General features: G+C 75.0%; 20 protein-coding genes. 10 read left to right on the forward strand and 10 right to left on the reverse strand.

The window, feature by feature from the left end:
• Positions 1-20: 20 nt before the first annotated feature.
• Both ABD284_RS06310 and ABD284_RS06315 read right to left on the reverse strand, forming a co-directional pair.
• The gene (locus tag ABD284_RS06310; protein ID WP_344141527.1) at positions 21-1,346 is read right to left on the reverse strand and encodes an MFS transporter; all 1,326 of its coding nucleotides are present in this window, start codon (positions 1,344-1,346) and stop codon (positions 21-23) included.
• Positions 1,347-1,444: 98 nt separating this feature from the next.
• Positions 1,445-2,308, reverse strand: a complete 864-nt coding sequence (locus ABD284_RS06315; protein WP_344141528.1) for a p-hydroxycinnamoyl CoA hydratase/lyase — start codon at positions 2,306-2,308, stop codon at positions 1,445-1,447.
• 67 nt (positions 2,309-2,375) lie between these two features.
• Here ABD284_RS06315 and ABD284_RS06320 point away from each other — a divergent pair, with 67 nt between their 5' ends.
• From ABD284_RS06320 to ABD284_RS06335, 4 genes are all read left to right on the forward strand, one after another.
• The gene (locus tag ABD284_RS06320; RefSeq protein WP_344141529.1) at positions 2,376-2,858 is read left to right on the forward strand and encodes a MarR family winged helix-turn-helix transcriptional regulator; all 483 of its coding nucleotides are present in this window, start codon (positions 2,376-2,378) and stop codon (positions 2,856-2,858) included.
• A gap of 220 nt (positions 2,859-3,078) precedes the next feature.
• A complete protein-coding gene (locus ABD284_RS06325; protein ID WP_344141531.1) occupies positions 3,079-4,650 on the forward strand; it encodes a long-chain-fatty-acid--CoA ligase in 1,572 nt (523 codons plus the stop codon).
• Positions 4,651-4,800: 150 nt separating this feature from the next.
• A complete protein-coding gene (locus ABD284_RS06330) occupies positions 4,801-5,199 on the forward strand; it encodes a YciI family protein (RefSeq protein WP_344141532.1) in 399 nt (132 codons plus the stop codon).
• Positions 5,200-5,265: 66 nt separating this feature from the next.
• Positions 5,266-6,495: an RNA polymerase sigma factor gene (locus tag ABD284_RS06335; RefSeq protein WP_344141533.1), complete on the forward strand. Its 1,230-nt coding sequence runs from the start codon at positions 5,266-5,268 to the stop codon at positions 6,493-6,495.
• 152 nt (positions 6,496-6,647) lie between these two features.
• Here the strand turns inward: ABD284_RS06335 and ABD284_RS06340 are convergent, their stop codons facing one another.
• Together ABD284_RS06340 and ABD284_RS06345 are read right to left on the reverse strand one after the other, a co-directional pair.
• Positions 6,648-7,604: an NADP-dependent oxidoreductase gene (locus ABD284_RS06340; RefSeq protein WP_344141535.1), complete on the reverse strand. Its 957-nt coding sequence runs from the start codon at positions 7,602-7,604 to the stop codon at positions 6,648-6,650.
• Positions 7,605-7,864: 260 nt separating this feature from the next.
• The gene (locus ABD284_RS06345) at positions 7,865-8,266 is read right to left on the reverse strand and encodes a DUF2267 domain-containing protein (RefSeq protein WP_344141536.1); all 402 of its coding nucleotides are present in this window, start codon (positions 8,264-8,266) and stop codon (positions 7,865-7,867) included.
• Positions 8,267-8,560: 294 nt separating this feature from the next.
• Here ABD284_RS06345 and ABD284_RS06350 point away from each other — a divergent pair, with 294 nt between their 5' ends.
• Together ABD284_RS06350 and ABD284_RS06355 are read left to right on the forward strand one after the other, a co-directional pair.
• The gene (locus ABD284_RS06350) at positions 8,561-9,289 is read left to right on the forward strand and encodes a DUF2267 domain-containing protein (RefSeq protein WP_344141537.1); all 729 of its coding nucleotides are present in this window, start codon (positions 8,561-8,563) and stop codon (positions 9,287-9,289) included.
• A 494-nt stretch (positions 9,290-9,783) separates the two neighbouring features.
• Positions 9,784-10,875: a hypothetical protein gene (locus ABD284_RS06355; protein WP_344141539.1), complete on the forward strand. Its 1,092-nt coding sequence runs from the start codon at positions 9,784-9,786 to the stop codon at positions 10,873-10,875.
• A 71-nt stretch (positions 10,876-10,946) separates the two neighbouring features.
• Here ABD284_RS06355 and ABD284_RS06360 read toward each other — a convergent pair whose 3' ends face one another.
• The 3 genes from ABD284_RS06360 to ABD284_RS06370 all read right to left on the reverse strand — a co-directional run bounded on the left by ABD284_RS06360 (position 10,947) and on the right by ABD284_RS06370 (position 15,323).
• Positions 10,947-11,387, reverse strand: coding sequence for a DUF4234 domain-containing protein (locus tag ABD284_RS06360; protein ID WP_344141540.1), 441 nt, complete (start codon positions 11,385-11,387; stop codon positions 10,947-10,949).
• 508 nt (positions 11,388-11,895) lie between these two features.
• Positions 11,896-14,136 (reverse strand): alpha-galactosidase, encoded by a 2,241-nt coding sequence (locus ABD284_RS06365; protein WP_344141541.1) that lies wholly within the window; start codon positions 14,134-14,136, stop codon positions 11,896-11,898.
• Positions 14,137-14,288: 152 nt separating this feature from the next.
• On the reverse strand, positions 14,289-15,323 hold the full coding sequence (locus tag ABD284_RS06370; protein ID WP_344141542.1) for a LacI family DNA-binding transcriptional regulator: 1,035 nt from the start codon (positions 15,321-15,323) through the stop codon (positions 14,289-14,291).
• Positions 15,324-15,615: 292 nt separating this feature from the next.
• Here ABD284_RS06370 and ABD284_RS06375 point away from each other — a divergent pair, with 292 nt between their 5' ends.
• Both ABD284_RS06375 and ABD284_RS06380 read left to right on the forward strand, forming a co-directional pair.
• Positions 15,616-16,947, forward strand: a complete 1,332-nt coding sequence (locus ABD284_RS06375) for an MFS transporter (RefSeq protein ID WP_344141544.1) — start codon at positions 15,616-15,618, stop codon at positions 16,945-16,947.
• A gap of 117 nt (positions 16,948-17,064) precedes the next feature.
• Positions 17,065-18,399 carry a sulfatase family protein gene (locus tag ABD284_RS06380; RefSeq protein WP_344141546.1) on the forward strand — a complete coding sequence of 445 codons (1,335 nt, stop codon included), beginning with the start codon at positions 17,065-17,067 and terminating at the stop codon, positions 18,397-18,399.
• 42 nt (positions 18,400-18,441) lie between these two features.
• Here ABD284_RS06380 and ABD284_RS06385 read toward each other — a convergent pair whose 3' ends face one another.
• Positions 18,442-19,479 carry a YbgA family protein gene (locus ABD284_RS06385; protein WP_344141547.1) on the reverse strand — a complete coding sequence of 346 codons (1,038 nt, stop codon included), beginning with the start codon at positions 19,477-19,479 and terminating at the stop codon, positions 18,442-18,444.
• A gap of 85 nt (positions 19,480-19,564) precedes the next feature.
• On the opposite strand from ABD284_RS06385, the gene ABD284_RS06390 reads away from it, so the two are divergent.
• Positions 19,565-20,884, forward strand: a complete 1,320-nt coding sequence (locus ABD284_RS06390; protein WP_344141548.1) for a cryptochrome/photolyase family protein — start codon at positions 19,565-19,567, stop codon at positions 20,882-20,884.
• Positions 20,885-20,916: 32 nt separating this feature from the next.
• On the opposite strand, the gene ABD284_RS06395 is transcribed toward ABD284_RS06390, so the two are convergent.
• Positions 20,917-22,395 carry an SDR family oxidoreductase gene (locus tag ABD284_RS06395; protein ID WP_344141549.1) on the reverse strand — a complete coding sequence of 493 codons (1,479 nt, stop codon included), beginning with the start codon at positions 22,393-22,395 and terminating at the stop codon, positions 20,917-20,919.
• 455 nt (positions 22,396-22,850) lie between these two features.
• On the opposite strand from ABD284_RS06395, the gene ABD284_RS06400 reads away from it, so the two are divergent.
• Positions 22,851-23,375, forward strand: coding sequence for an inorganic diphosphatase (locus ABD284_RS06400; RefSeq protein ID WP_344141550.1), 525 nt, complete (start codon positions 22,851-22,853; stop codon positions 23,373-23,375).
• A 279-nt stretch (positions 23,376-23,654) separates the two neighbouring features.
• Here ABD284_RS06400 and ABD284_RS06405 read toward each other — a convergent pair whose 3' ends face one another.
• Complete coding sequence (locus ABD284_RS06405) at positions 23,655-25,127, reverse strand: carboxylesterase/lipase family protein (protein WP_344141551.1); 1,473 nt, start codon at positions 25,125-25,127, stop codon at positions 23,655-23,657.
• Positions 25,128-25,137: the final 10 nt, after the last annotated feature.

Below are 25,137 nucleotides of genomic sequence, written 5' to 3' on the forward strand. Positions count from 1 at the left end.
CGGGGATCGCAGCGGGCGGGTCAGATCCGCCGCAGGTCGCGTGCGGAGGTCTCGGGAGTCAGCAGCACGGCCAGGGTCGCCAGCAGCGCCATCCCGGCGAGGTAGAGGCCCACGGCGGCGGATCCGCCCTGGGCGGCGAACAGAGCCGTGGCGGCGATGGGCGCCAGGCCGCCGCCGACCACGTTGCCCAGCTGGTACCCCGCGGAGATGCCGCTGTAGCGCACCCGGGTGGGGAACAGCTCGGCGAGCAGCGCGGGCAACGGGCCGTACTGGGCGGACACCACGATGACGGCGAGGGTGCAGGCCAGCAGCGCCCAGGCCAGGCTCTCCCGGTCGAACATCGGGAAGAAGAGCAGGGCCAGCGCGATCTGGGCGAGGCCGCCGCCGATGAAGACGCTGCGCCGACCCACCCGGTCGCTCAGCGCCGACCAGCCCACGATGGCGGCCAGCTGCACGCCGCTGGCGATGGTGACCACGGCCAGCAGCGCGTCGCGCGAGTAGGACAGCTCGGTGGTGCCGTAGGAGAGCGTGTAGACCAGGACGATGTAGCCCAGGCCGGTGGAGGCCGCCGTCGCGAACACGGCGCGCAGGACGCCCAGCGGGTAGCGGCGCACGACCTCGGCCAGCGGCGGAGAGCTCGGGGCTTCCGCGGCCCCCTCCGCGCGCTTGCGCCGCTCCTCCTCGAACAGCGGGCTCTCGCTGATGCGCCGGCGGATCACGTAGCCGACCGCGATGAGCACGACGCTGGCCAGGAAGCCGATCCGCCATCCCCATTCGGCGAAGGCCTCGGCGGTCATGGTCGAGGCGCCGAGCATGACGAGGTTCGCGGTGATCGCACCGGCGGGCACGCCGAGCTGCGGTGCGGCGCCGTAGAGCCCGCGGCGGCCGGCGGGCGCGTGCTCGACGGCCATGAGGGCGGCCCCGCCCCATTCGGCGCCCACGCCGAGCCCTTGGGCGAGCCGCAGGACCACCAGCAGGATCGGCGCGGCCACACCGATCTGGGCGTAGTTGGGCAGCAGGCCGACCAGGACCGTCGCGCATCCCATGACCAGCAGCGACACGACGAGCATCCGCTTGCGGCCGATGACGCGGTCGCCCAGGTGGCCCGCGATGATCCCGCCGAGCGGGCGTGCGACGAACCCGACGGCGAACGTGGACAGCGCGGCGAGCTGGCTGGCGAGCGGGTTGTCGGAGGGGAAGAACTGGGGGCCGAAGACGAGAGCGGCGGCGGCTCCGTACAGGAAGAAGTCGTACCACTCGATACTGGTTCCGACGAAGCTGGCCAGCGCGATCTTGCGGGCTTCGCGCTGCTGGGACGCTGCGGTGGGGGGCACAGAGCTGGTCACGTCGGTCTCCGTTGCAGAGGGGGGATCGCCCCGGTTCCTGGCCGTGGCGGGGGGCGGAGCCGGGGCCCGCTGCGCCCCCCGGGCCTGTCGGCGGGGGGTCAGCCGCGCGCGTAGCGGCCGAGGCCGGGCCGGTAGCTCTTGGAGTCGAGGAACTGCTCCAAGCCCTGGCTTCGCCCCTGCTCGGGGTCGAGGAACTGCGACTGCTCCAGCTTGGCGTAGAGGTAGTCCTCGGCCTGGTCCCAGGACATCTCGGCGGCGAGCTTGTAGCCGGTTTTCGCGGCCCGCAGCACCGCCGGGTTCATGGCGGCCAGCCGCTGGGCGAGCTCGCGGGTGCGGGCCCGCAGGTTCGCGGCCGGGACCGCCTCGTTGACGAGGCGCATGCGCTCGGCCTCGCGGCCGTCGAAGGCCTCGCCGGTCATGATGTGGTACAGCGCGTCGCGCCGGGGAACGGCGGCAGCCAGCGCCCGGCTGACCACCCCGCCGGGCGGGATTCCCCAGTTGATCTCGGAGAGGCCGAAGCGGGCGTCCTCGTCGGCCACCGCCAGGTCGCAGGCGACCAGCGGAGTGAACGCGCCGCCGAAGCACCAGCCGTTGACCATGGCCACGGTGGGCTTGGCGTAGGTCGACAGCCGCCGCCACTGCCACTCGGCCGCGGTGCGGCGCACCCGGTTCTGCAGTGCGGGATCGCCGGAGGCGTCGACGTCGCGGAAGTACTCCTTGAGGTCCATGCCGGCGCTCCAGGACTCCCCCGCGCCGGTGAGCACCAGGACGCGGCAGCGCTCGTCGCCCTCCAGCGCGTCGAGGGCGGCGACCATCTCCTCGTTGAGCGAGGGGTTCATGGCGTTGCGCTTCTCGGGCCGGTTGAGCGTCACCCAGGCGACGCCCTCGTCGAAGTCGACGAGGACCGACTCCCCCCAGGGCTCGGCCGGGGCGCTCGTCGCCGCTCCACCCTCTGACTCCATGTCAAACTCCTTGATATCAGGAACCTTGATGAAGGTGTTTAACAAGAACCTTGATAATGTGTCAATCATGATCACTCCAGCCGGTGCCGACGACACCGCCGAGTCCCCTGAGCCGCGCATCATCTACCTGGTCAAACGCGTGGAGCTCATCGCCCGCGCGCAGCTGGACGCAATCACCCGCGAGTACGGGCTGACCACGCTGCAGTACACGGCCTTGAGCGTGCTGCGCGCCCAGCCCGGGCTGTCGGCCGCCCAGCTGGCCCGGCGGTCCTTCGTCAGTCCGCAGGCGACGACCGAGATGGTCGGCACGCTGGAGGCCAAGGGGATGATCCGCCGCGAGCCCGACCCCGGGAACCGCCGCGTGCTGCGCACGCACCTGACCGATGCGGGCCGCGCGGCGCTGGAGGCCTGCGACCGCGCGGCCGACCTGCTGGAGGAGCGCATGCTGCGCGACGTCGCGCCGCACGACGCGGCCGCCCTGCGGCGCGCCCTCACCGCCTGCGCCTCGGGGCTGGGCGCGTTCACCGGAGCCGGGGCGGCCCGCGCCTGAGCCCTTCGGCGGCGCCCGCCGCGCCCGGGATGGAGCGCCCCGCGCGCCGCTCGCCTTCGGGGCACCGGCCCGACGGGGGCCGCGCGCCGCGTCCTCGCTGACAGCGGCGCCGTCCGCCGAGCGTGTGGCGGTCTTGTCCCGGACCGCGGGCGCACCGTATTTTCGTTGCACCCAGGTACCGGGGACGATCCGCTCGCCGCCGTCACGGAGAGAAGGCGCCATGGAAACCGCCCTTAGCCCACTGGAGTTCGCCCGGCGCACGCGCAGGCTGCACCCGCGGCGCGAGGCGGTCGTCGACCAGGACCTGCGGCTGACCTACGAGGAGTTCTTCGACCGCTGCGACCGCTGGTCGGCCGCCCTGCAGCGGATGGGCGTGGCCAAGGGCGACCGCGTCGCCTACATCGCGCCCAACACCCACGCGCAGTTGGAGTCCTTCTACGCCGTGCCGCAGTTGGGCGCGGTCCTGGTGCCGATCAACTACCGGCTGTCCCCCGAGGACTTCGTCTACATCGCCAACCACTCCGGCGCCACGGTGCTGTGCGCGCACGCCGACCAGCTCGCGGCCGTCGACGGGGTGCGCGACCGGATGCCCGGCGTGGAGCGCTTCGTCGCGCTGGAGGGCTCCGCCGAGGGGTGGGAGGACTACGAGTCCCTGGTCGCGGGAGCCGACCCGGACTTCACCCGGCCCGAGATCGCCGAGACGGACCTGCTGACGATCAACTACACCAGCGGCACCACCGCCCGGCCCAAGGGTGTGATGATCACCCACCGCAACGCCTACATGAACGTGGTGGGCACGCTCCTGCACCTGCGCGTCGGGGTCGGCGAGCGCTATCTGTGGACGCTGCCGATGTTCCACGCCAACGGCTGGACCTACACCTGGACCGTCACCGCGGCGGCCGCCGCCCACGTGTGCCTGCGCGCCGTCGACCCTGCGCGCGTGTTCGACCTGATCCGCGACGAGAAGGTCTCCTGGCTGTGCGCGGCGCCGACGGTGCTGATCACCCTGGCCAACACGCCCGAGGACGTCCGCGGCCAGGTGCCGCCCGGCGTGCACGTCGTCACCGCGGGGGCCTCGCCCGCCGCCGACACCATCGAGCGGCTGGAGGGCACCTTCGGCTGGTCGGTCACCCACGTCTACGGGCTCACCGAGACCACGCCCTTCATCACCGTGTGCGAGCCCTGGCCCGAGCACGCCGGCCTCGTGGGCGCCGAGCGCGCCGCGGTCAAGGCGCGCCAGGGCGTCGAGCTGATCACCTCCGGCGAGCTGAAGGTCCTCGGCCCGGGCGGCGACGAGGTCCCCTGGGACGGTGAGACGGTCGGCGAGATCGCGGTGCGCGGCAACGTGGTGATGGCCGGCTACTACAACGACCCCGAGGCCACCGAGAAGGTCATGGGCGACGGCTGGTTCCGCACCGGCGACGCGGCGGTCACCCACCCCGACGGGTTCGTCGAGATCCAGGACCGCATCAAGGACGTGATCATCTCCGGCGGCGAGAACATCTCCTCGATCGAGGTCGAGGGGGTGCTGCTGCGCCACTCGTCGGTCCAGGAGGTCGCGATCGTCGGCGTTCCGCACGAGCGCTGGGGCGAGACCCCCAAGGCATCGGTGGTGCTGCGCGAAGGGGCCTCGGCCACCGAGGACGAGCTGATCGCCTTCGCGCGGGACAACCTCGCGCACTTCAAGGCGCCCACACGGGTGGAGTTCGTGGACCAGCTGCCCAAGACCGCCACCGGCAAGATCCAGAAGTACGTGCTGCGCGACGGCGCCTCCGCGGTCTCGCGCCAGTAGCGTGCCGCCGAGGGCGCGGGGCGGCGGAGGACCTTCTGTGGAAATTCTCGCCGGGACGTGTCGAGAACGCCGCACCGGCGTCGACCTACCCGTGACAGCGCCGCGGGACCGCCGCGGCGATCGCCGGTAGGCACGCGAGAGGACACGGCCATGAAGTACATGCTGCTGATGCAGTTCGGCGCCCAGAGCGACCTGGCGCCCATGCACACCTGGGCTCCCGAGGAGGTCACCGCGCATCTCGACTTCATGAAGGAGTTCCACGCCGAGCTCACCGAGGAGGGCGAGCTGGTGGGCGGCGAAGGGCTGGCCGACCCGGGGCAAGCCAGGACGGTGCGGGCCGGGAGCGACGGCGCGCCCGTGGTCACCGACGGCCCCTACCCGGAGACCAAGGAGTTCCTCATGGGCTACTGGATCGTCGACTGCGAGACCGAGCAGCGCGCACACGAGCTGGCGGCCCGCGCGTCGGCGGCCCCCGGCCCCGGCGGCAGGCCCGCCAACATGCCCATCGAGGTGCGCCAGGTGATGTCGGCGCCGCCCGCCGACCTGTAGGCACCGGGAGAGGCCCTGGACGGCAAGCAGAGCGCCCCCGGCGTCGACGACCTGCTGCGCCCGCTGGTGCCGCAGGTCGTCGGCGTGCTCACGCGGCGCTTCGGCGACTTCGACGCCGCCGAGGACGCGGTCCAGGCCGCACTGGCGGACAGCGCGGAGCAGTGGCCCCGGCAGGGCGTGCCGGACAACCCGCGGGGGTGGCTGGTCCACGTCGCGTCCCGCCGGATGGCCGAGCAGGTCCGCAGCGAGCAGGCGCGGCGCCGGCGCGAGGAGGCCGCGGCCGCGCGCGAGCCCGCCGACCGCCACCTCGCGCCGCCCGCCGACGAGGGCATCGGCGGCGAAGGGCCGAGCGGCCGCGACGACACCCTGGCGATGCTGTTCATGTGCTGCCACCCGGCGCTGACCCGGCCCTCGGCGATCGCGCTGACGCTGCGCTCGGTCGGCGGGCTCACCACTGCCGAGATCGCGAGCGCGTTCATGGTGCCCGAGCCCACGATGGCCCAGCGCATCAGCCGCGCCAAGCAGCGCATCTCCGCTTCGCAGACCGGTTTGGCCCTACCCGGGCCGGCGGAGCGAAACCGCAGGCTCGCCTCCGTGCTGCACGTCATCTATCTGGTCTTCAACGAGGGCTACACCGTCAGCGCCGGGCCGCGGCTGCAGCGCGTGGAGCTGTCCCGCGAGGCGATCCGGCTCGGCCGGTTGCTGCACGGACTGCTGCCCGAGGAGTGCGAGACCGCCGGGCTGCTCGCCCTCATGCTGCTCACCGACGCCCGCCGCAGCGCCCGCACGGGCCCGGGGGGCATCCCGGTCCCGCTCGCCGAGCAGGACCGGTCGCTGTGGGACGCGGAGGCGATCCGCGAGGGCGTCGACCTGGTCACGGCCGCGCTGGCCAAGGGTTCGGTCGGCCCCTACCAGCTCCAGGCGGCCGTGGCGGCGCTGCACGACGAGGCCGCCACGGCAGAGGAGACGGACTGGCCCCAGATCCTCGCGCTGTACGGGCTGCTGGAGCGGATGACGGACAACCCGGTGGTCTCGCTGAACCGGGCGGTGGCGGCGGCGATGGCGCAGGGCCCCGAGGCGGGCCTGGCCATGCTGTCCGATCTGGCCGGCGACGAGCGGGTCTCCGACCACCACCGCTTCTTCGCCGCCCGCGCCCATCTGCGGGAGATGGCGGGCGAGCTCGGCGCCGCTCGGGCCGACTACCGGGCCGCGGCCGCGCGCACCGCCAACGGCCCCGAACGCGACCACCTCATCACCCGCGCCGCCCGCATCGCCTCGGCCGACCTCCCGGAGTAACGTGCGCGCGGCGGCGCCCCGACTCCTACGCACCCGGCACCCGGCACCCGGCACCCGGCACCCGGCACCCGGCACCCGGCACCCGGCACCGAGGAGCTTCCCCCGGAGCCGCCGCAGGCCGAGCGGCGGGCGGGCCGCGTCCATCGCCGTGCTCAGGCCTCCCCCGCCACGTCGACGACGAGCTTGCCGGTGGTGCGGCCGGTCTCGCCGACGCGGTGGGCGTCGGCGATGCGCTCCAGCGGGAAGACCTCACTGACGTGCGGGCGCAGCCGGCCCGACTCCACGAGATCGGCGATCGCCGCCATCCCCGCCTGGTCGGCCTCCACCAGCATGGGCGCGGCCCGCACGCCGCGCTGCTCGGCCTCGTCGAGCAGGCCCTCGGGCGGCACCGGCAGGATCGTGACGAGCGTTCCGCCGGCACGCAGCACGCCCAGCGAACGGAAGGCGTTGTCGCCGCCGATGGTGTCGAGGACCACGTCGGCGTCGGCGACCGCATCGGCGAAGTCGGTCTCGCGGTAGTCGATCGGCTCGTCGACCCCGATCCCGCGCAGGAAGTCGTGCTTGCCCGCACTGGCGGTGCCGAACACGTAGGCGCCGCGGGACTTGGCCACCTGCACCGCGAGGTGGCCCACTCCGCCCGCCGCGGCGTGCACGAGCACCCGCTGGCCCGCTTCCAGTCCGGCCGTGTCCACCAGCGCCTGCCAGGCGGTCAGCGCGGCGAGCGGCAGGGCGCCGGCCTCGACGTGGGTGGTCCCCCGCGGCTTGCGGGTGAGGGAGCGCGCGGGCGCGGTGACGTACTCGGCGAAGGAACCCGCCCCGTCGGGGTAGGGCAGCATGCCGAAGACCTCGTCGCCGGGCCGGTGGACGGTCACCCCGATCCCCACCTCCTCGACGACGCCGGAGACGTCCCACCCCAGCACGTAGGGCGGGTCGCCGAGGAAGAGGCGGGCGGCCCGGTGCTTCCAGTCGGTGGGGTTGACCCCGGCCGCGTGCACCCGCACCAGTACCCGGGAGGGCCCGGGCCGGGGCACGTCGAGCTCCACCTCGCGGAGGACCTCGGGGCCGCCGTGGACGTCCTGGGATACGGCCCGCATCGCCGTCGCCGCCATTTCCTCACCTCTCGTGTGCAGGCTCGGCGGGCGGTCGGCGGGCGGAGCCCGCCGCTGCGACCGCCGCGCCGGCTGCGCTCCTGCGGGGCGGTCGCCCCCCACGCGCCCCCGGAGCACGGTGCGGACGACGGTCCCCGGCGCTGTCGGTCTCGGTACACCCGGGGGTATCGGCGCCCCAGCCTACAGTCGGCCGGGGCGGCGGCCGGTGCGCCTCGTCCCCGCCTGCGCCCGGCGTCGGCCGGGCCCGGCGGGGACGGCCGTCACGCCTCGCCGCTGCTGCCCGCGAGCGAGAACTCGCGCAGGTCCTCGGGCATGCCTTCGCGGACCTTGCCCATCACGTCGCCGGTGGTCGCCTCGTCCAGCATCTCGAAGACCACCCGGGCGGCGTAGGCGGCCTGCGCCCCGTCGGCGTGGGCGCGCTCGGCCACGCGGCGGACGAACTCGTCCTGGCCGAACCGCTGGGTGGGGACCCACTGGTCGGTGACCCGCCGGACGTTCTCCCCGATCTCCTGCGGGAGCTGGGCGGCGAGGTCGTCGGCGAGGTCCGGGTTGATCCGCTCCGCGACGGTCTCCAGGGTCGCCCGGGTGAAGGCCTCGGCGGCGCCGCGGCTGTCGAGGCGGGCGCGGTCCTGCACCTGACCGATGAACGCGTCGTGCTGCATGTCCCCTCCTATGGGTCGTGGCAGCGGGACCGAGCGGTCCGGCGCTGCCCGCCGGACGGTCGTGCACAGGTCCGCTACCACCGGGGACGGCCCCTATGCACGACGCCGGGCGGAGCACGGCACCGCGGCTGCGCATCGGCCCCACACGCCGCCTCCGTGCCCCCCACCTGCGCTTTCACGCCGCCGCGGCCCGGTTTCACCGGCCACGCACAGGTTAGTCGGCCCAACCAGCCGGAGTCCGGCGCCGATCGGGCGCCGGCTCCGGCCACCTGCAGCCGAATCGGGAGGTGTGCCATGGTCGCGCATCAGCAGCTCGTGGAACGGGTGGCAGCGCACGGCGAGGTGGGCGACACCGACCGGGCGGGACGCGCCATCCGCGCGGTCGTCCCCTCGATCGCGCGGCGTCTGGACGAGGACACCCGGCGCGAGCTCCACGACAGCCTGCCCGACTCCCTGTGGGTCGAGCCGCCGCACGCGCAGGACCCCGAGATCGAGCGCGTCGAGCGCGCGAGCGGGACGAGCGGGATCGCCCAGCAGGTCGCGGGCGAGCTCGGCTGCGTGCCGGAGGAGGGGCTGCACCTCGCGCGGGTCGTCCTCGCGGAGATCGCGCGTTCGGAGCCGAGCGTCTCCGCCGGCCTCGCCGCGGCGCTGCCCGAGGACCTGGCGGTGTGGGCCGCCGACCCCGCCGGCGCCCAGGGGAGCGCCGACACCGGGATCACCGGCGGGCCGAGCAGGCTGGACAAGGAGACGCTCGACGCCGCTCTGGGGCGCCTGCCCGAATGGGAGGGCGGCACCGAGGGGCTGTCGCGGACCGTGCGGATCCCCGCCGACAGGCTCCCGCCTCTGCTCTCCCGGATCGACCGGATCAGCGGCCAGGCCGGGCACCGGGCCCACCACACGCGCACCGCCGACGGCATCCGGTTCACCGTGCGCACGGCGTCGGTGGACGCGGTGACCACGGCCGACATCGACCTGGCCGAGCGCATCGACCAGGCGGTGGCGGAGGTGGGGTCCGGCGGCTGAGGCGGCCGCGCGCCGGCGCCGCCGGGACGACGGTGCCCTTCCGGCGCCCGTTCGGCCGCCGGAAGGGCCCGGCGAGTGGAGACCGGCCCGGTTCCCGGCCGGACCGGCCCCCGTGTCTGGCGTCCGCTCGCCTCACCCCCGCGTTGCGGGGGCGGTAGCCAACGTAGGGGCGGGCGGGGACATTTCCGCTCCGGTGGCCGCTGCCGCTACGGTCTGGTCTCCCCCGCTGCGCGGGCGACGGCGCCGTCCTCCGCCGCCCGCTCTTCCACGGCCGGTTTCCGGGGGCGGAACCGGCGCACTCGGGTACAGCACCGGGTTTTGGCGGTACCGTGCCTTCAACCGGGCAGGACCCGGCGCGCCGTACCGGCCGGCCCGGGGCACGGCGAGGTCGCGGCGGCGCGCTCGATCGAATCCCGCTGTTCGCTCAGGGTTCGCCTGCCGCTCGCCCCTCGCCGGTAGCTTCTGCGCGCAGTACCTAGGGAGTGGAGTATTCGGTGGCAGAGCGGCTTGTCTTGCACATCGGGGTGCAGAAATCCGGAACGACCTATCTGCAGCAGATGATGCAGGACCGCACCAGGGAGCTCGCCGCGATCGGTGCGCTCTATCCGGTTCCCCCGCGGCGGCGCCCAGGCGCGACCCGGGTCAACTACCACGAGACCGCCAGCTATGCACTGCTGCGCGGCGAGTACGCGTGGGTGACCGAGGCGCGCGCCGCCAAGGAGCAGGCCTGGTGGGAGAACCTGCAGAAGCAGATCCGGTCGTGGGAGGGCACGGCGGTCGTCTCGGCCGAGGCGCTGTCGGTCGTGCGCTCCGACGCGGCCCGCAAGACGATCGAGGCCCTGGGCTCCCCCGACACGCGCGTGTTCATCACCGCGCGCGGGCTGGGCAAGCTGCTGCCGTCGGTGTGGCAGCAGCACATCCGCAACGGCAAGTCCTCCAGCTTCCACTCCTACCTGCGCCAGCTGCAGCGCCAGCGCGAGGCCGGCTGGGAGGCGGTGGAGAGTGACGAGAAGGCGCACCTGTGGCGCGCGTTCGCGCTGGGCAGGCTCGCGCGCCGGTGGGCCTCGATCGTGGGCACCGGGAAGGTGACGCTCATCACCAACCCCGGCTCGCCCGCCGATCGGCTGTGGCACCGGTTCCTGGAGGCGGTGGAGCTCGGCGACACGTCGGGCGTCTCGGCGCCGGACGGCTCCACCACCGTGCACAGCGGGGTCACGGCGCCTGAGGCCGAGGTGCTGCGGACGCTCAACTCGAACCTGGTCGCGGCCGAGTGGCCCGCGGACGACGCCCGGCGGCTGCGGGCGCGGATCATAGAGGGGTTCGCCAAGCGCTCGTCGCGCGGGCCGCGGCTGGGCATCCCGGCGGCGTACCGCGAGACCGTGGACGCCTGGAGCCGGGACGACGTCGACGACCTGCGGGACTCGGGCGTGCGCATCGTCGGCGACGCCGACGAGCTGCGCTACTCTTCGGACGCCGAGCCGCCGGAGCACACGGTGTCGGACGTCGCCGAGGCCGCCGGAAGCGCCGCGGCCACCGCAGCCGCCTGGTCCCCGGGGCTGAAGAACCCGCTCGCCAAGGGCGACTGAGGCGGCCGAGACTGAGCCGCGGGGCCCGCCGCGCTCGTGCGCACTGCGGACCCCGCGGCGAAGCGGAGGACTCAGGCGCGCAGCTGCAGCGGCTCGCCCGCGGGCACCTGCTGGTAGGCGTCGGTGATCTTGTTGATGTTGCTCTGGAAGTAGATCACGTGGGTGCCGAGCAGGAAGCACAGCAGGATGGCGACCCCGCCGCCGCACGAGGGGGTCAGTCCGGCGGCGCGCTGGGCGTTGGCGATCCGGCCGGCGGTGCCGGCGATGTTGATCAGCGTCCAGATCCCCAGTGTCAAGCCGCCGAAGAGCTGCGAGCACACCGCGCCGGCCGGGGAGCTGCCCGCGTAGCGGGGGTCGAACTCGCCGAGCTCGCGGTGGATCTTGGCGTACCAGACGAAGTAGTAGATCCCGAGGGTGATCAGCGGCAGGCCGATCCAGGACGCGGCGGGGCTGCGCCGCTTCATCTGGTGGCCGGTGGCGGCCCGGGACGGGGCCTGGGGGTCGACGGTCATGGCATCTTCCTGGTTCTTCGGGGGGACAGGGGACAGCTTCTTCAGGAGACGGACCGATAGAGCGGGGGTACGGCTGCGCGTCGGCAGGGCCGCGGCGGCGACGCCGCCGCTTCGGCCACTGGAGACGACCGGTCGGCGCGGTTTTCGCGCAGAATCGCCACCCGCGGGGCGCATGCCGAGGTCGGGTCGTGGACCCTGGAACCGGGCGCGGCACGCGGCCGCCGCAAAGGTGGACCGATGGTAACAGGGTGAGGGCACCCAACTTTCGCGCGCGAAGTCGCGATCCCGTCGCGGTTCGGTCTCCGCCGGGCCCCGCGCGCCGCCCGCCGCCGGTCGGGAGCACCCCGGCGACCTCGTCCGACGCCCTGCCGGAGGTCGGCGGGGACCTCGAAGGCAGGCGCCGCGGCAGGGGCGGGGCCGCAAGCGGACAGGGCGCATGCCCCGCGCTCTCCCCGCGCAGCTCCCCGCGGACTCCCGGCAGTCGGGCGCGGCCGCCGGACCCGCGCCCCTACTCCGCGGCGACGGCCTCGACCAGGACGGCCTGGGCCGGGAAGAGCCGCGGCATCGGCACGCCCAGGCGCGCCAGGGCCGCACCGGTCAGCACCGGCGCGGCGGCGTCGGCGCGCATCCACGCGGGCGCCCCGGCGGCTCCCCGGGTAGGGTCGCCCAACTCGGTCCGGTAGCGCAGGGTGTAGCGCCGCTCGGGATCGAGCCCGGGCAGCGGCGTGCGCCCGGGCTGCTCGGCCGGCGCGGTCTCCAGTTGGGCGAAGCAGTAGAGCGCGCGCTCGCCCGACGGCGAGACGATACCGTGCAGCACCGCGTCGGGGCCGGTGTCGTCGCTGCGCACGGTGCGGCCGGTGTGCAGCAGCGGCCGGAACTCGCGCACCAGCGCCGTCCAGGCGGTCAGCGCCGCGAGGTCGCGCTCCGAGCAGGCGGTGAGGTCCCATTCGATGCCGGCATGGCCGAACAGCGAGGTGGCCAGCCGAAACGCGGTCTCGGTGCGGCGGTGCGTGGTGTGGGCGACCGGGGGCCCCACGTGCGAACCGACGAGTTCGGGCGGCAGCAGCAGGCCGGTCCAGCGCTGGATCCCCTGGCGCTCCACCGGGTCGTTGCAGTCGGAGGCCCAGACCCGCTCGGTGCGCTCCAGGATGCCCAGGTCCACGCGCGCGCCGCCGCTGGAGCAGGACTCGAACTCCACGTGGGGGTGGCGTTCGCGCAGCGAGTCGAGCAGGGCGTAGAGGGCGCGGGTCTGGCGGTGGACTCCGGGCACGCGGTCGGCGCCCGCCGCGGCGGAGCCGCCGGGGGCGTGCACCGCCTCGTACAGGTCGCGGTTGTGGTCCCATTTCACGTACCGGACGGGGTAGCGCCGCAGGAGGGCGTCGAGCCGGTCGTGTATGTGGCGCCAGGTGTCGGGCCGCGCGATGTCCAGCACGTACTGGTGGCGCCAGGAGCGGCCGGGCTCACCCTCGGGGTGCAGCAGGCGGCCGGGGTCGGTGCGGGCGAGATCGGAGTCGAGGTTGACCATCTCCGGCTCCACCCACAGGCCGAAGTCCATGCCCAGCGCCTGCACGTGCTCGATGATCGGGTCGAGGCCGCGCGGCCAGGTGTCGGGATCGACGGTCCAGTCGCCCAGGCCGGCCCGGGCGTTGCGCCGGCCCTGGAACCAGCCGTCGTCGAGGACGAAGCGCTCGACCCCCACGGCCGCCGCCCGGTCCGCCAGCGCGCGCAGCCGGTCGAGGTCGTGGTCGAAGTACACGGCCTCCCAGGTGTTGAGGACGATCGGGCGCGGCTCGGCCGGATGCTCGGGGCGGGCGCGCAGGGCGGCGTGCAGGCGCTCCGAGACGCCGTCGAGGCCGCCGGTGGAGTGGGCGAAGACGATCTCGGGGCCCTCGTAGGCGTCGCCGGGCCCCAGGCGGATCTCGCCCGGGCGCAGCGCCTCGGCGCCGCCGAGCACGGCCGCGTGCGCGCCCGCGCCCTCGGGCAGCCGCTCGACGAGGTACTCCTGGTCGCCGCTCCAGGCCACATGGGCGGCCCAGACCTCGCCCGAGCGGAACCCGAACCCGCGGGTGCCCGCGGCCGCCAGCAGCGGGCTGTCGTGGCCGGGGCGGCCGCGCAGGGCGCGCCGCAGTACGGTGCCGTCGGCCATGTCGCGGCGCTGGGGACTGCGCTCGCGGACCCACCGCCCGGTCAGGTCGACGACCTCGGCGGCGCGTGCGGGCAGCGGGAGGAGCACGCGCAGCGCGGCGAGGTCGTAGGCCGTGTCGGAGCCGGGGGGCGCGGCGGGGTCCGCCGCGGCGCTCGCCGCCACGCGCAGCACTCCCCAGGCGTCGAGCCGGTAGCGCAGGCGCACGGCGAGGCCGAGGCCGGGGTCGTGCAGGTCCAGGAGCAGGGTGTCGGCCGCGTCGTCGGAGGAGGCGCGGTGGTCGCGCAGCTTGAGGCGCGGCGCGGTGGCCGTTCCCGCGCGGTGGCCGCTGAGCGCGGGCGTACCGGCCCACGCGTCGGCCTCGGTGGCCAGCACCGTGAACCCGCGGGGCGCATCGGGCGCGCTGTGGGGCACCGCGGGCACCGAGGTGGTGCGCAGGTGCTCGGCGAGCTCCGGCGTGAGCGCACCGGTGTCGGCGCCCCAGTGCAGCACCTCGGGAAGCCCGCCCCCCGCTCGGGGAGCGAGGTCGACGACCAGAGCCGTGCCGGCCCTGCGCAGCGCGACGACGGGCTCGTGCGGTCCCGCCGCATCGTTCGGTGCGTTCACTGGGCGCCTCCAGGGGTTTCAGGTCGGTGCCGACCGGACGCCCCAAGGCTAGAAGAGCCGGTGGGGGACGTGCGGCAGGCGTCCACAGGCCGGAGCGGCGCCCGTGCGAGCAGGCCGAGCAGGCGGCTCCGGCGGCGGTTCCCGCGAGCCTTTCAGGCGGACTCGCGGACGATCAGCTCCCAGCGCGCCGCCATCACCTCGCCCGGCAGCGGGGCGGCGGCGTCGAGGCGCTCGAAGAGGCGGGCGACCTGGGCGGAGAAGTCGAACTCGCGCGCGCCCACGGTGGTCAGGGAGGGCTTGATCACCAGGCCCTCGGGGATGTTGCCGATGCCGGTGACGGCCAGCCCCCCGGGCACCGCCGTGCCGTGGTCCCGCGCCGCCCACACGGCGTCGATGGCGGCGCGGTCGGTGGCCGAGACGACCGCGGTGGGCGGCTCGGCGCGGCGCAGCAGTTCGCGCACGGCGGCGTAGGCGTCGGGGCGGGAGTCGGCGACCGGCAGCACGAGGTCGGGCGCGGCGCCGATGCCGTGCTGCTGCAGCACCTGCCGGTAGCTGCGCAGCTTGACCGACCGGGCGCTGCGCCAGCGGTCCTCTCCGGGGTGGCCCAGATAGGCGATCCTGCGGTGGCCCGCGGCCACCAGGTGTTCGACCGCCTCCCGGCAGGCGCGGCCGCGGTCCTGGCGCACCACGTCGAAGCCGTCGGGATCGAGGTCGTCGTCGAAGACCACCAGCGACAGGCCCTGGCGGGCGAGCACGGCGATCTCGTCCGGGTCGACCGGGCAGTCGGGCAGCAGGACCGCGCCGTCGACGTAGCGCTCCCGCAGCACGCGCAGCAGCGCCTCGCCCGCGGCGGAGTCGCTCATCGGCAGGGCCACCACGCCCAGGCCGCGCTCGGCGGCCGCCTCCTGCATCTGCTCGGCGAGCCGGTCCGACCACGGGCTGGAGGGAGCCGGGTACATCAGGGCGACGAGGTCGCTGCGGCGGCGGCGCAGGCTGCGCCCGGCGTGGTCCACCTGGTAGCCGACCTCGGCGACGGCGCGCATCACCCGCTGTCGGGTCTCCTCGGGCGGCGGCTTCGCGCCGCCGCGGCGCCCGCTGAGGACGTAGGAGACCGTGGCGGTGGAGACCCCTGCTCGGCGCGCGATGTCGCGCTGGGTCGGTCGTTCGGGAGGCTCTGTCACTGCCACAACCCGCAGACTAGTCGGCCGCCCGGGGGTCCCGGCGGGCCGTGCGGGCGGCGCGCGGCGCGACGCTGGACGACGCGGGCGGGAGCGATGTAACGTGCGTCATGTTAATCGAATAACACGACCGCTGCAGCACACTCCGCAACATCGGCGCGGCGGGCGGCCGCCCGCGGTCGCACCCGCCGGCGCCCCGTCCGGACCGCCGCGCTTCGGTCCGCCCTCGGACGCGCGCCGGGGCACCCGCCCGGTCCCGACCGCGATCCGAACGCGCCATCCGCCAACGAAGAAGGCTGTCATGACAAGCCCGAGCGAAACCCCACGCCAACCCATGTCCAAGGTCATCGCGGCCAGCCTCTCCGGCGCCCTGCTGGAGTGGTACGACTTCAACCTCTACGGGCTCTCGGCCGCGCTGGTCTTCAACGAGCTGTTCTTCCCCGACGCCGATCCGCTGATCGGCACGCTCGCCTCGCTGGCGACCTTCGGCGTCGGCTTCGTCTCCCGGCCCATCGGCGCGCTGCTGTTCGGCCACCTCGGCGACCGGGTCGGGCGCAAGCAGGTCCTGGTGGCGACCATGCTGATCATCGGCGGCGCGACCTTCCTCATCGGGCTGCTGCCCGACTTCGCCACCATCGGCGTATGGGCGCCGATCCTGCTGGTCACCCTGCGCCTGGTGCAGGGTCTGGGGCTGGGCGGCGAGTTCGGCGGGGCGTCGCTGCTCACGGTGGAGCACGCGCCGCGCGCCCGCCGGGGCTTCTGGGGAAGTCTGCCGCAGACCGGCGGCCCGATCGGCTACCTCATCGCCGTGTCGGTGGTCAGCCTCTTCGCCATGATGCCCGACGACGCCTTCCTGACCTGGGGCTGGCGCATTCCCTTCCTGCTCAGTGCGGTGCTGCTGGCGGTCGGGCTGATCGTCCGGCTCAAGATCGAGGAGACCCCGGCCTTCGACCGCGTCAAGAAGGCCGAGGCCCAGGAGACCATCCCGCTGTGGACGGCGCTGAAGCGCCACCCGCGCAGCATCGTCGTCGGGTTCGGCGCCCGCCTCGGCGAGGCCGGGACCTCCCAGATCTACCAGCCCTTCGCCATCAGCTACCTGACCACCTCGCTCGGGTTCGCCCAGGGCGTGGCGCTGACCGGGATCGTGGTCTACAACGTGATCGGCCTGGCGCTGATGCCGGTGGCCGGTGCGATCTCCGACCGGATCGGGCGGCGCCCGCTCTACCTGGCCGGCGGTGTGCTGGTGGCGCTGACCGCCTTCCCCTACTTCTGGCTGCTGGAGCAGGGCAGCACGTGGTGGGCCTGGACCGCGATGGGGCTGGCCGCCATCGGCGGCGCGGTGTGCATGTCCAGCCTGCAGGCCACCCTGTTCACCGAGATGTTCAGCGTGAAGGTCCGCTACTCCGGCATGTCGTTCGCCTACCAGTCCTCGGCGATGGTCGCGGGCTTCGTGCCCGCCATCGCCACCTCGCTGCTGATCGCCGGGGGCGAGGCGAGCTGGCCGGTGGCGCTGCTCGTCGTCGGCCTGGGCGCGGTATCGGTGGTGTCGACTCTGTTCATGCGCGAGACACGGCACGTGGACACGGCCGAGCGCGAACAGGAGGCCGCCCTCTCCAGCCCGGCGCAGAACTGACGGCGAGGGCGGGACACCGGCCCGGCCCCGCTGCGGCGGGGCCGGGCACACGACGCAAAGGCAGGCGCGGCGGCCCGGGGCTCGCCGCGCCACGGTGCGAAGACGAGGAATCCGACAGTGAGCAGCACGCCCGGAGGCGGCCGCGACCGCAAGAACGTCATCGTGTTCTTCACCGACCAGCAGCGGTGGGACACGGCGGGGGCGCACGGCAACCCCCTCGACCTGACCCCGAACTTCGACCGGATGGCCGCGGAGGGGGTGCTCGTGCGCAACTCCTTCACCTGCCAGCCGGTGTGCGCGCCCTCCCGGGCCTCGCTGCAGACGGGGCGCTACCCCGCCCAGCTGGGCTGCTTCCGCAACAACATCCCGCTGCCCGAGGACGCGCCCACCGTCGCCGACCGCTTCGCCGCCGCCGGATACGACACCGGCTACATCGGCAAGTGGCACCTCGGCGACACCGGTACCGCCGGCCCGGTGCGGCCCGAGCAGCGCGGCGGCTACCGCGACTGGCTCGCCGCCAACCTGCTGGAGTTCACCTCCGACGCCTACGAGACCACCCTCTACGACGGCGAGGGCCGGGCGCACGAGCTGCCCGGCTACCGCGCCGACGCGCTCACCGACGCCGCCGTCGACTACATCGCCCGCGAGCGCGAGGCGCCGTTCTTCCTGTTCCTGTCGTTCCTGGAGCCCCATCACCAGAACGAGCGGGACGACTACCCGGCCCCCGAGGGCTACGGCGAGCGCTATGCCGGCGCCTGGGCGCCCGGGGACCTGGCGGCCCTGGGCGGCAGCTCCGCCGAGCACCTCGGCGGCTACCTCGGGATGGTCAAGCGGCTGGACGAGTGCCTGGGCCGGGTGCTGGCGGCGGTGCGGGAGCACGGGCTCGCCGACGACACGGTCGTGCTGTTCACCTCCGACCACGGGTGCCATTTCAAGACCCGCAACGCCGAGTACAAGCGCAGCTGCCACGACGCCTCCATCCGGGTGCCGACCGCGCTGCTCGGTCCGGGCCTGGACACCGGCAGCCCTCTGGAGCGGCTGGTCAGCCACATCGACCTGCCGCCGACCCTGCTGGACGCGGCCGGCCTCGGCGCCCCCGAGGACATGGACGGGCGCTCGCTGCTGCCGCTGGTGCGCGGCGCCGCCGACGACCGGCCCGACGACGTGCTGGTGCAGATCAGCGAGGCGGAGCTGGGCCGGGCGCTGCGGACGCCGCGCTGGAAGTACGGGGTGGTGGCCCCCGGCGCCGACGCCTGGAACACCCCGGCGGCGGACCGCTACGTCGACGCCTACCTCTACGACCTGGAGGACGACCCGCACGAGCTGCACAACCTCATAGCGGACCCGTCCGCAGCCGAGTCGGCGGAGGAGGCGGTGGGTCCGCTGCGCAAGCGCCTGCTCCAGCGCCTGGCGGAGACGGGTGAGCACCCGGTGATCGATCCGGCGCGCTGAGAGGCGCGGTCGGCCCGCCGGCACCGGCGGGCCGCCCCGGCGCTACGGCGCCGCCGCGGAGCCGCGGAGCCGCAGGGCCTTCGGGAAGGGCGCCAGATAGGTCTGCTCCCCGACCCAGACGGCCCCCGCGGCGTCGGCGTGGTGGCGGATCAGGGCGATCGGCGCGCAGAGGGGGACGAGGCCTCGGCGGTAGCGCTCGACGCAGTCGAGCAGGTCGCGCCGGCGCTCGCGGTCGAGCAGGTCGCCGATCATGCCGAACGCGTGCTGAAGCGCGTCGACGTTGCGGCCCGGGCTCGCCCGCACGGCCAGCCCCCGCGTGAAGGCCGCGGTGTAGTCGCGCCGCACCTCCTGCGGCGGCCGCGTCCCGGCCTCGGCGACGATGCGGCCGATCGCGCGGTAGTCCTCGGGCGAATGCGCCATCAGCTGCAGCTTGTGCCGGGTGTGGAAGGCGACGAGGTCGCGCGGGCGCCAGCGGACCTCCGCCGCGGCCGCGCCGCCGGCCCCGCTCCCCGGCTCGCCGGTGTCGGCGGCGGGGCCGTCGAACAGCGTCCGCAGCCGGGCGTGGGCGAACACGCGCTCGAAAAACCGCTCGCGGAGAACGGGGTCGCCGAGTCGGCCCTGCTCCTCGACGGGCAGATCGGGGCGGATCTCGGTCAGCCGGGCCGCGAACGCGCCCCGCCCCTCGGCGCCGACCCGGTGCCCGTCCTCGACGACCGGCAGGCCGAACAGCCCGCAGCTGGGCGACGCGTCCTTCAGCACGTAGCCGTCCAGCCGGTCCAGCCCCGCGGAGCGGCGGTCGGCCACCGCGCGCAACTCGTCGGTGCGGTCGGCGCGACTGCGGCCCGCCACGGCCCGGTCGCCGCCCTCTCCCCGCTCCAGCCGCAGCGGCTCGCGCGGGACGCCCAGTCCGATCTCGACCTCGGGGCAGACCGGAACCCAGTCGACGTACCGGTCGAGCACGTCGGCGAGGAACGGACTGCGGCAGTGGCCGCCGTCGTATCGCACCGCCGCCCCGAGCAGGCAGCTCGACGCGCCCACCCGGGGACGTGCGCCGGCCTGCGGATCAGCGTCCGTCGCCATGCTCTCGCGCTACCCGGGGCGGACGCTCGCGAACCGGCAGCCACCGTGCGTAGTATGCCCAGCACATTCCGAGGGAAGGACACCGGTGCCGGACCGGCCCACCATCGTGCTGTTCACCCGCGACCTGCGCGTGAGCGATCACCCCGCACTGGCGGCGGCGGCGCGCTCCGGGCGCCCCGTCGTGTGCCTGTTCGTCCTCGACCGCGCGATCCGGGACGGCGCGGCGCGCAACCGCCTTTCGTATCTGGGCGATGCGCTTCGGGACCTGCGCGGCGGACTCCGGCGCCTGGGCGGGGACCTGGTGGTGCGCTCCGGCGACACGGTGACCGAGACGCTCAGGCTCGCCGCGGCGACCGGAGCCGACCGGGTGAACCTGAGCGCCGACGTAAGCGCCTTCGCCGCCCGCCGAGCCGCCCGCCTGCGCGAGGCCGGCGAAGAACAGCGGATCGGCGTATGCACGTACCCCGGCGTGACGGTCGTGCCGCCGGGCGCAGTCGCTCCCGCCGACGGCGACCACTACAGGGTGTTCACCCCCTACTGGCGGGCCTGGGAGTCCGTTCCCTGGCGCGTCCCCGTGCCGGCGCCGGCACGGCTCGACCCGCTGCCGGGGGTCGAGCCCGGTGCGGTCCCCCGGCGGCTCGCCGACTCGGGCGCCGGCCCGCTCTCACCGCGCCGCCAGCGGGGCGGCGAGGCCCGCGCGCGCCGGCGGATGGACGCCTGGCTCGCCGCCGCCTGCGCCGACTACGAGCGCGTCCACGACGAACTCGCGGCCGACGCCACCTCCCGCCTCAGCGCCGACCTGCGCTTCGGCTGCGTGTCGCCGCTGGAGCTGGCGGCCGCCGCCCGCGGACACCCCGCGTGCGCCTCGTTCGTCCGCCAACTCGCCTGGCGCGACTTCCACCACCAGGTCTGCGCCGCGTTCCCGGACCTCCCGAGGCGCGACTACCGGCGGCGCGACGCCGCCTGGCGCAGCGACGAGTCCGGATTCGCGGCCTGGCGCGAAGGGCGCACGGGCCTCCCGGTCGTGGACGCGGGCATGCGCCAGCTGCTGGACGAGGGCTTCATGCACAACCGCGCGCGGCTGCTCACCGCCGCGTTCCTGACCAGGCGGCTGCGCGTGCACTGGAAGCGCGGCGGCGACCACTTCCACGCGGCGCTGACCGACGGCGACATCGCCGACAACTACGGCAACTGGCAATGGGTGGGCGGCACCGGCAACGATACGCGCCCCAACCGCTCGTTCAACCTGCTGCGCCAGAGCCGGAGGTTCGACCCCGACGGCGCCTACATCCGGCGTTTCGTACCCGAGCTCGCCGATCAGGCCGCGCCCGTCGTGCACGCCCCGTGGCAGGCGGAGCGGCCGGTTCCGGGCTATCCGGCCCCGCTGCTCGACGAGGGGGGCTGACCCCGCGGAGCGCCGGCGCGGCGCGCACCGGCTCACGCCGGGGCCGCATCCGCTCCCGGCGCGGCCTCCCGCTCCCCCTGCGCCGCGATGCCGGCCGCCATCTGCCGGAACACGAGCCTGTGCACGGGCAGCAGCCCCCACCAGTAGAGGTGCCCGGCCAGGCCGCGGGGATGGAACAGCGCCCGCTGGTACAGGACGGCGGCCCCGCCCTCGTCCTCCACGCGCAGCTCCAGCCAGGCCAGGCCGGGCAGCCGCATCTCGGCCCGCAGCCGCAGCAGAGCGCCCCGCTCGATCTCCTCGACCCGCCAGAAGTCCAGGGAGTCGCCCACCCGCAGGCGCCCGGGGTCGCGGCGGCCGCGGCGCAGCCCCACCCCGCCGGCGGCGCGGTCGATCAGTCCCCGGACGGCCCAGGCGGGCGGCCAGGAGTACCAGCCGCGGTCGCCGCCGATGCCCTCGACGACCGGCCACAGCGCGGAGGCGCGGGCATGCGCCCGGACGCTGCGTTCGTCGGAGTAGAGGGAGCCGCCGGCCCATCGGGGGTCGGTGGGCATCGGGTCGCTGGGCGCGCTGGGCCATGCGGCGGAGGACCAGCGCGTGGCCACCGCGGCCTCGCGGATGCGGCGCAGCGCGAGGCGGACGGCGTCGTCGAAGCCGAGGCGCTCGTGGTCGCCGAGCATGTCGGCCAGGTCGTCGTCGAGGCAGACGGCCTCGCTGCGCAGGGACTCCACCAGCGGCCGGGCGATCGCGCCGGGGACCGGGGTGACCAGGCCGACCCACAGGCTCGACAGGCCCGGGGTGAGGACCGGGACGGGGAGGATGAGGCGCCGCCCCACACCCGCGATCCGGGCGAAGCGGCGGATCATCTGCGCGTAGGTGAGGACCTCGGGTCCGCCGACGTCGAACCCGCGGTCGACCTCGCGCGGCAGCTCGGCCGCCCCGACCAGGAGGCGCAGGACGTCGCGCACGGCGATGGGCTGGACGCGGGTGCGCACCCAGCGCGGCGTGGTCATCACGGGCAGCCGCTCGGTGAGGTAGCGCAGCATCTCGAAGGAGGCGGAGCCGGAGCCGATGATCACGGCGGCGCGCAGCACGGCCGTTGGGACCGCCGAGTCGAGGAGGATGCCGGCGACCTCCTCGCGGGACGCCAGGTGCGAGGAGGAGCGGCCGCGGTCGGGCGCGTGTCCGCCGAGGTAGACGATCCGGGACAGGCCCGCCCGCTCGGCCGCGGCCGCGAAGTTGCGCGCGCCGCGGGCGTCGCGCTCGGCGAACGCGGCGCCGCCGCCCATGGAGTGGACCAGGTAGTAGGCGGCGTCGACGCCCTCCAGCGCCTCGTCCAGGCCGGCCGGGTCCAGCACGTCGCCGCCCACGGCCTCGACCTCGCCGCGCCAGGGGTGGTCGCGCAGCTTCTCCACCGACCGGGCCATGCACCGGACGGTGTGGCCCGCTTCGAGCAGCTCGGGCACCAGCCGGCCGCCGATGTAGCCGGTGGCTCCTGTCACCAGTACGCGCATGGCCGGCCCCCCGTCGCCGTATCGCGGTGACCTGCGGCCCCGCGGTAGCCTGCTGTCCCCCTGCCCGGTACCCGGGGCCGCGAACACGGCGGGCGGGGACGCCTCTGCGGCCCACTCGGGGCGCGGCACGGAACCGGCCGCCCTCGCCGGTGTCGCGTGTGTCACCCGCACCGCGGCGGTCCGGCGCGCACGCGCCCGGTGATCGCGGGTAGGGGACCGCAGCGGCCGGTGCCGGGCGCCGCCGGCCCGCTTCGGGTCCCGCCCGCGGGGAGGGCGGCCCGCGCTCCCCCGCCGACCGGGGGTAGCGTTCGGCGTGGCGACCGGCGCGGCGGGTGCGCTCGGGCGCGTGGGCGCCCCGGCACGAGCCGCGCCGGCGCGCCGGGAGAGGAGGGGCGGTGACCGCCGTGTCAGCCGCTCCGGCGCCACTACCGGAACACCGCGAGGAGGGGGTTCGGATGGAACTCGACATGATCGTCGAGATCCCGCAGGGGTCGCAGAACAAGTACGAGATGGACCACAAGGCGGGCCGCATCCGGCTCGACCGGACGCTGTTCACCTCGACGCAGTACCCCGCGGACTACGGCTACATCCCGGGCACCCTCGCCGAGGACGGCGAGCCGCTGGACGCCATGGTCCCGCTGGAGAAGCGCTCCTTCCCGGGATGCGTCGTGCGGGTGCGGCCGGTCGCGGTGTTCTGGATGCAGGACGAGCGGGGACCCGACGCCAAGATCCTGTGCATGCCCGTAGGGGACCCGCGCCTGGACCACATCCGCGACCTGCGCAACATGCCGGAGTTCCAGCTCCAGGAGATCACGCACTTCTTCGACATCTACAAGCGGCTGGAGCCGGGCAAGAGCTCGGAGGTCCGCGGATGGCAGGACCGCGCCTCCGCAGAGGAGACCGTGGAGGCGGCCCAGCAGCGGGCGCGCGAGTCCGCCGGCGACGCCGAGTCCGCCCCGACCGAGACGCCCTCGCTCTAGGAGGGCGTGTCCGAGGGGTCGCCGTCCTCTCGCGCGGCGCACCGGCACCGCTCCGCTGCGTCCTCGCCGGTCGCCCAGGGGACCCGCCCCGTATCCCTCCCCGGGACTCGCGGGAGCGGCGCCGGTGACTGCCGCAGCGCCCCGCGCCCGACGAACGGCGCTTCGCGCCTCCGCCGCCGGTGGCGGGCGGCGCACCCGGGTGCGCCGCCCGCCACGGACCCGTCGAACACGCCCGAGCGGCCCGGCCGGACTCCGCCCACCGCTCCGCCGCTCCGCCGGCTAGTCGCGCAGCCCCTCCCACAGGCGGCGCGTCTCGGCGCCCGGGTCGTGGACCACCGCCGGCTCCGGGGCGTCGAAGCGCATGAACGGGCGCCGCTGCGCGTCCCACCGCGGCCAGTCGGCGTCGCCGGTGGAGGCGAAGCGGACCCAGGCCGCGTGCATGTCGGCGGCGAGCTGCCGGGGCTCGTCCGGTCCGGGGAGGTTGTCGAAGACGAACGGGACCTCCAGGCCGTGGCAGGCGCCCAGCCGTCCGCCGAAGCGGGGAGAGCGCCAGGCGAACTCGTAGCCGTAGGTGCGCCCGCCCCCGCCCGCCGCCGCGCGCGCCTCCAGGGCGCGGTAGGCGGGGATGCGGAAGACGGCGTCGGTACCGAGCTCCGCGTAGGCGTCACCCGGCGAGGGGGCGCGGCGCAGGTACTCCTCGGCCGCCCCCGGGGCCAGCCCGAGCCGGTCGGCCTGCGCGGTGACGTGCCTCTCGCGGAGGTGGTCGATCAGGCCGGGCGCGACGAGGAAGAGCCGGTACTCCTCGGTGGTCGTGCCGATCAGCAGGTCCTTGTCGCCGCCCGCGCCCGCGCGCAGCGCGTCGACGGGCCGCTCGGCGAGCACCTCGCCGTCGACGGCGGGTGAGAACGGCAGTGTGCCCAGGACCGGCAGCCGGCCGCCCCACACGCGGGTGTCGACGTCGCCCCGCAGGTCGGCGGCGATGCGCGACTGCTCCTCGTGCAGGCGCTTCTGCGGCACGCCGACCAGGTCGGCGGCGGTCGGCCGCACGCCCAGGCGCTCGGCGAGCACCCGTGCCACGGTGGCGGCGTCCTCGGCGGAGACCGTGTTGTGGCCCGCGCCCGACTGGGCGACGGCGCGGCGGAACAGTGCGCGTGCGCGCGGGATCGCCATGAGGGTGACCACGCTCATGGCGCCGGCGGACTCACCGAAGACGGTGACGCGGTCGGGATCGCCGCCGAAGGCGGCGATGTTGTCGCGGACCCACTCCAGCGCCGCGATCTGGTCGAGCAGCCCGCGGTTGGCGGGTGCGCCCTCGACCAGGGCGAAGCCCTGGGCCCCCAGCCGGTAGTTCAGGGTGACCGCGACGACGCCGCTGCTGGCGAAGGCCCGCGCCTCGTAGGCGGGTTCGGCGCCGGACCCGTTGGTGAACGCGCCGCCGTGGACCCACACCATGACCGGCAGGCCGCGCTCCCCGGTGCCGGGGGTCCACACGTTGAGGTTGAGGCACTCGGGTCCGGGGATGTCGCGCTCGGGCAGCTCGTCGGCCATGCCGGCCTCGTAGGGCGGGTGGGGCGCGGTCGGCCCGTACTCGACCGCCTCGCGCACGCCCGCCCACGGCTCCGGCGGGCGCGGTGCCGCGAAGCGCGCCTCCCCCACCGGGGGCGCCGCGTAGGGGATGCCGCGGAACACGCTCACACCGCTCTCGACGGCGCCGCTGACGCGCCCGGACGTGGTCGTGGCCGAAGCCTCCATGAGCGCTCCC

Source organism: Streptomonospora arabica, assembly GCF_039531585.1.
Classification (GTDB): domain Bacteria; phylum Actinomycetota; class Actinomycetes; order Streptosporangiales; family Streptosporangiaceae; genus Streptomonospora; species Streptomonospora halophila.

Bases quoted from the DNA above. Each gene is read 5' to 3' on its own strand.
- ABD284_RS06340 (WP_344141535.1), bottom strand. From the start codon at position 7,604: ATGGCGGCGACGGCGATGCGGGCCGTATCCCAGGACGTCCACGGCGGC.
- ABD284_RS06325 (WP_344141531.1), top strand. From the start codon at position 3,079: ATGGAAACCGCCCTTAGCCCACTGGAGTTCGCCCGGCGCACGCGCAGG.
- ABD284_RS06345 (WP_344141536.1), bottom strand. From the start codon at position 8,266: ATGCAGCACGACGCGTTCATCGGTCAGGTGCAGGACCGCGCCCGCCTC.
- ABD284_RS06350 (WP_344141537.1), top strand. From the start codon at position 8,561: ATGGTCGCGCATCAGCAGCTCGTGGAACGGGTGGCAGCGCACGGCGAG.
- ABD284_RS06330 (WP_344141532.1), top strand. From the start codon at position 4,801: ATGAAGTACATGCTGCTGATGCAGTTCGGCGCCCAGAGCGACCTGGCG.
- ABD284_RS06375 (WP_344141544.1), top strand. From the start codon at position 15,616: ATGACAAGCCCGAGCGAAACCCCACGCCAACCCATGTCCAAGGTCATC.
- ABD284_RS06315 (WP_344141528.1), bottom strand. From the start codon at position 2,308: ATGGAGTCAGAGGGTGGAGCGGCGACGAGCGCCCCGGCCGAGCCCTGG.
- ABD284_RS06405 (WP_344141551.1), bottom strand. From the start codon at position 25,127: ATGGAGGCTTCGGCCACGACCACGTCCGGGCGCGTCAGCGGCGCCGTC.
- ABD284_RS06320 (WP_344141529.1), top strand. From the start codon at position 2,376: ATGATCACTCCAGCCGGTGCCGACGACACCGCCGAGTCCCCTGAGCCG.
- ABD284_RS06360 (WP_344141540.1), bottom strand. From the start codon at position 11,387: ATGACCGTCGACCCCCAGGCCCCGTCCCGGGCCGCCACCGGCCACCAG.
- ABD284_RS06400 (WP_344141550.1), top strand. From the start codon at position 22,851: ATGGAACTCGACATGATCGTCGAGATCCCGCAGGGGTCGCAGAACAAG.
- ABD284_RS06385 (WP_344141547.1), bottom strand. From the start codon at position 19,479: ATGGCGACGGACGCTGATCCGCAGGCCGGCGCACGTCCCCGGGTGGGC.
- ABD284_RS06395 (WP_344141549.1), bottom strand. From the start codon at position 22,395: ATGCGCGTACTGGTGACAGGAGCCACCGGCTACATCGGCGGCCGGCTG.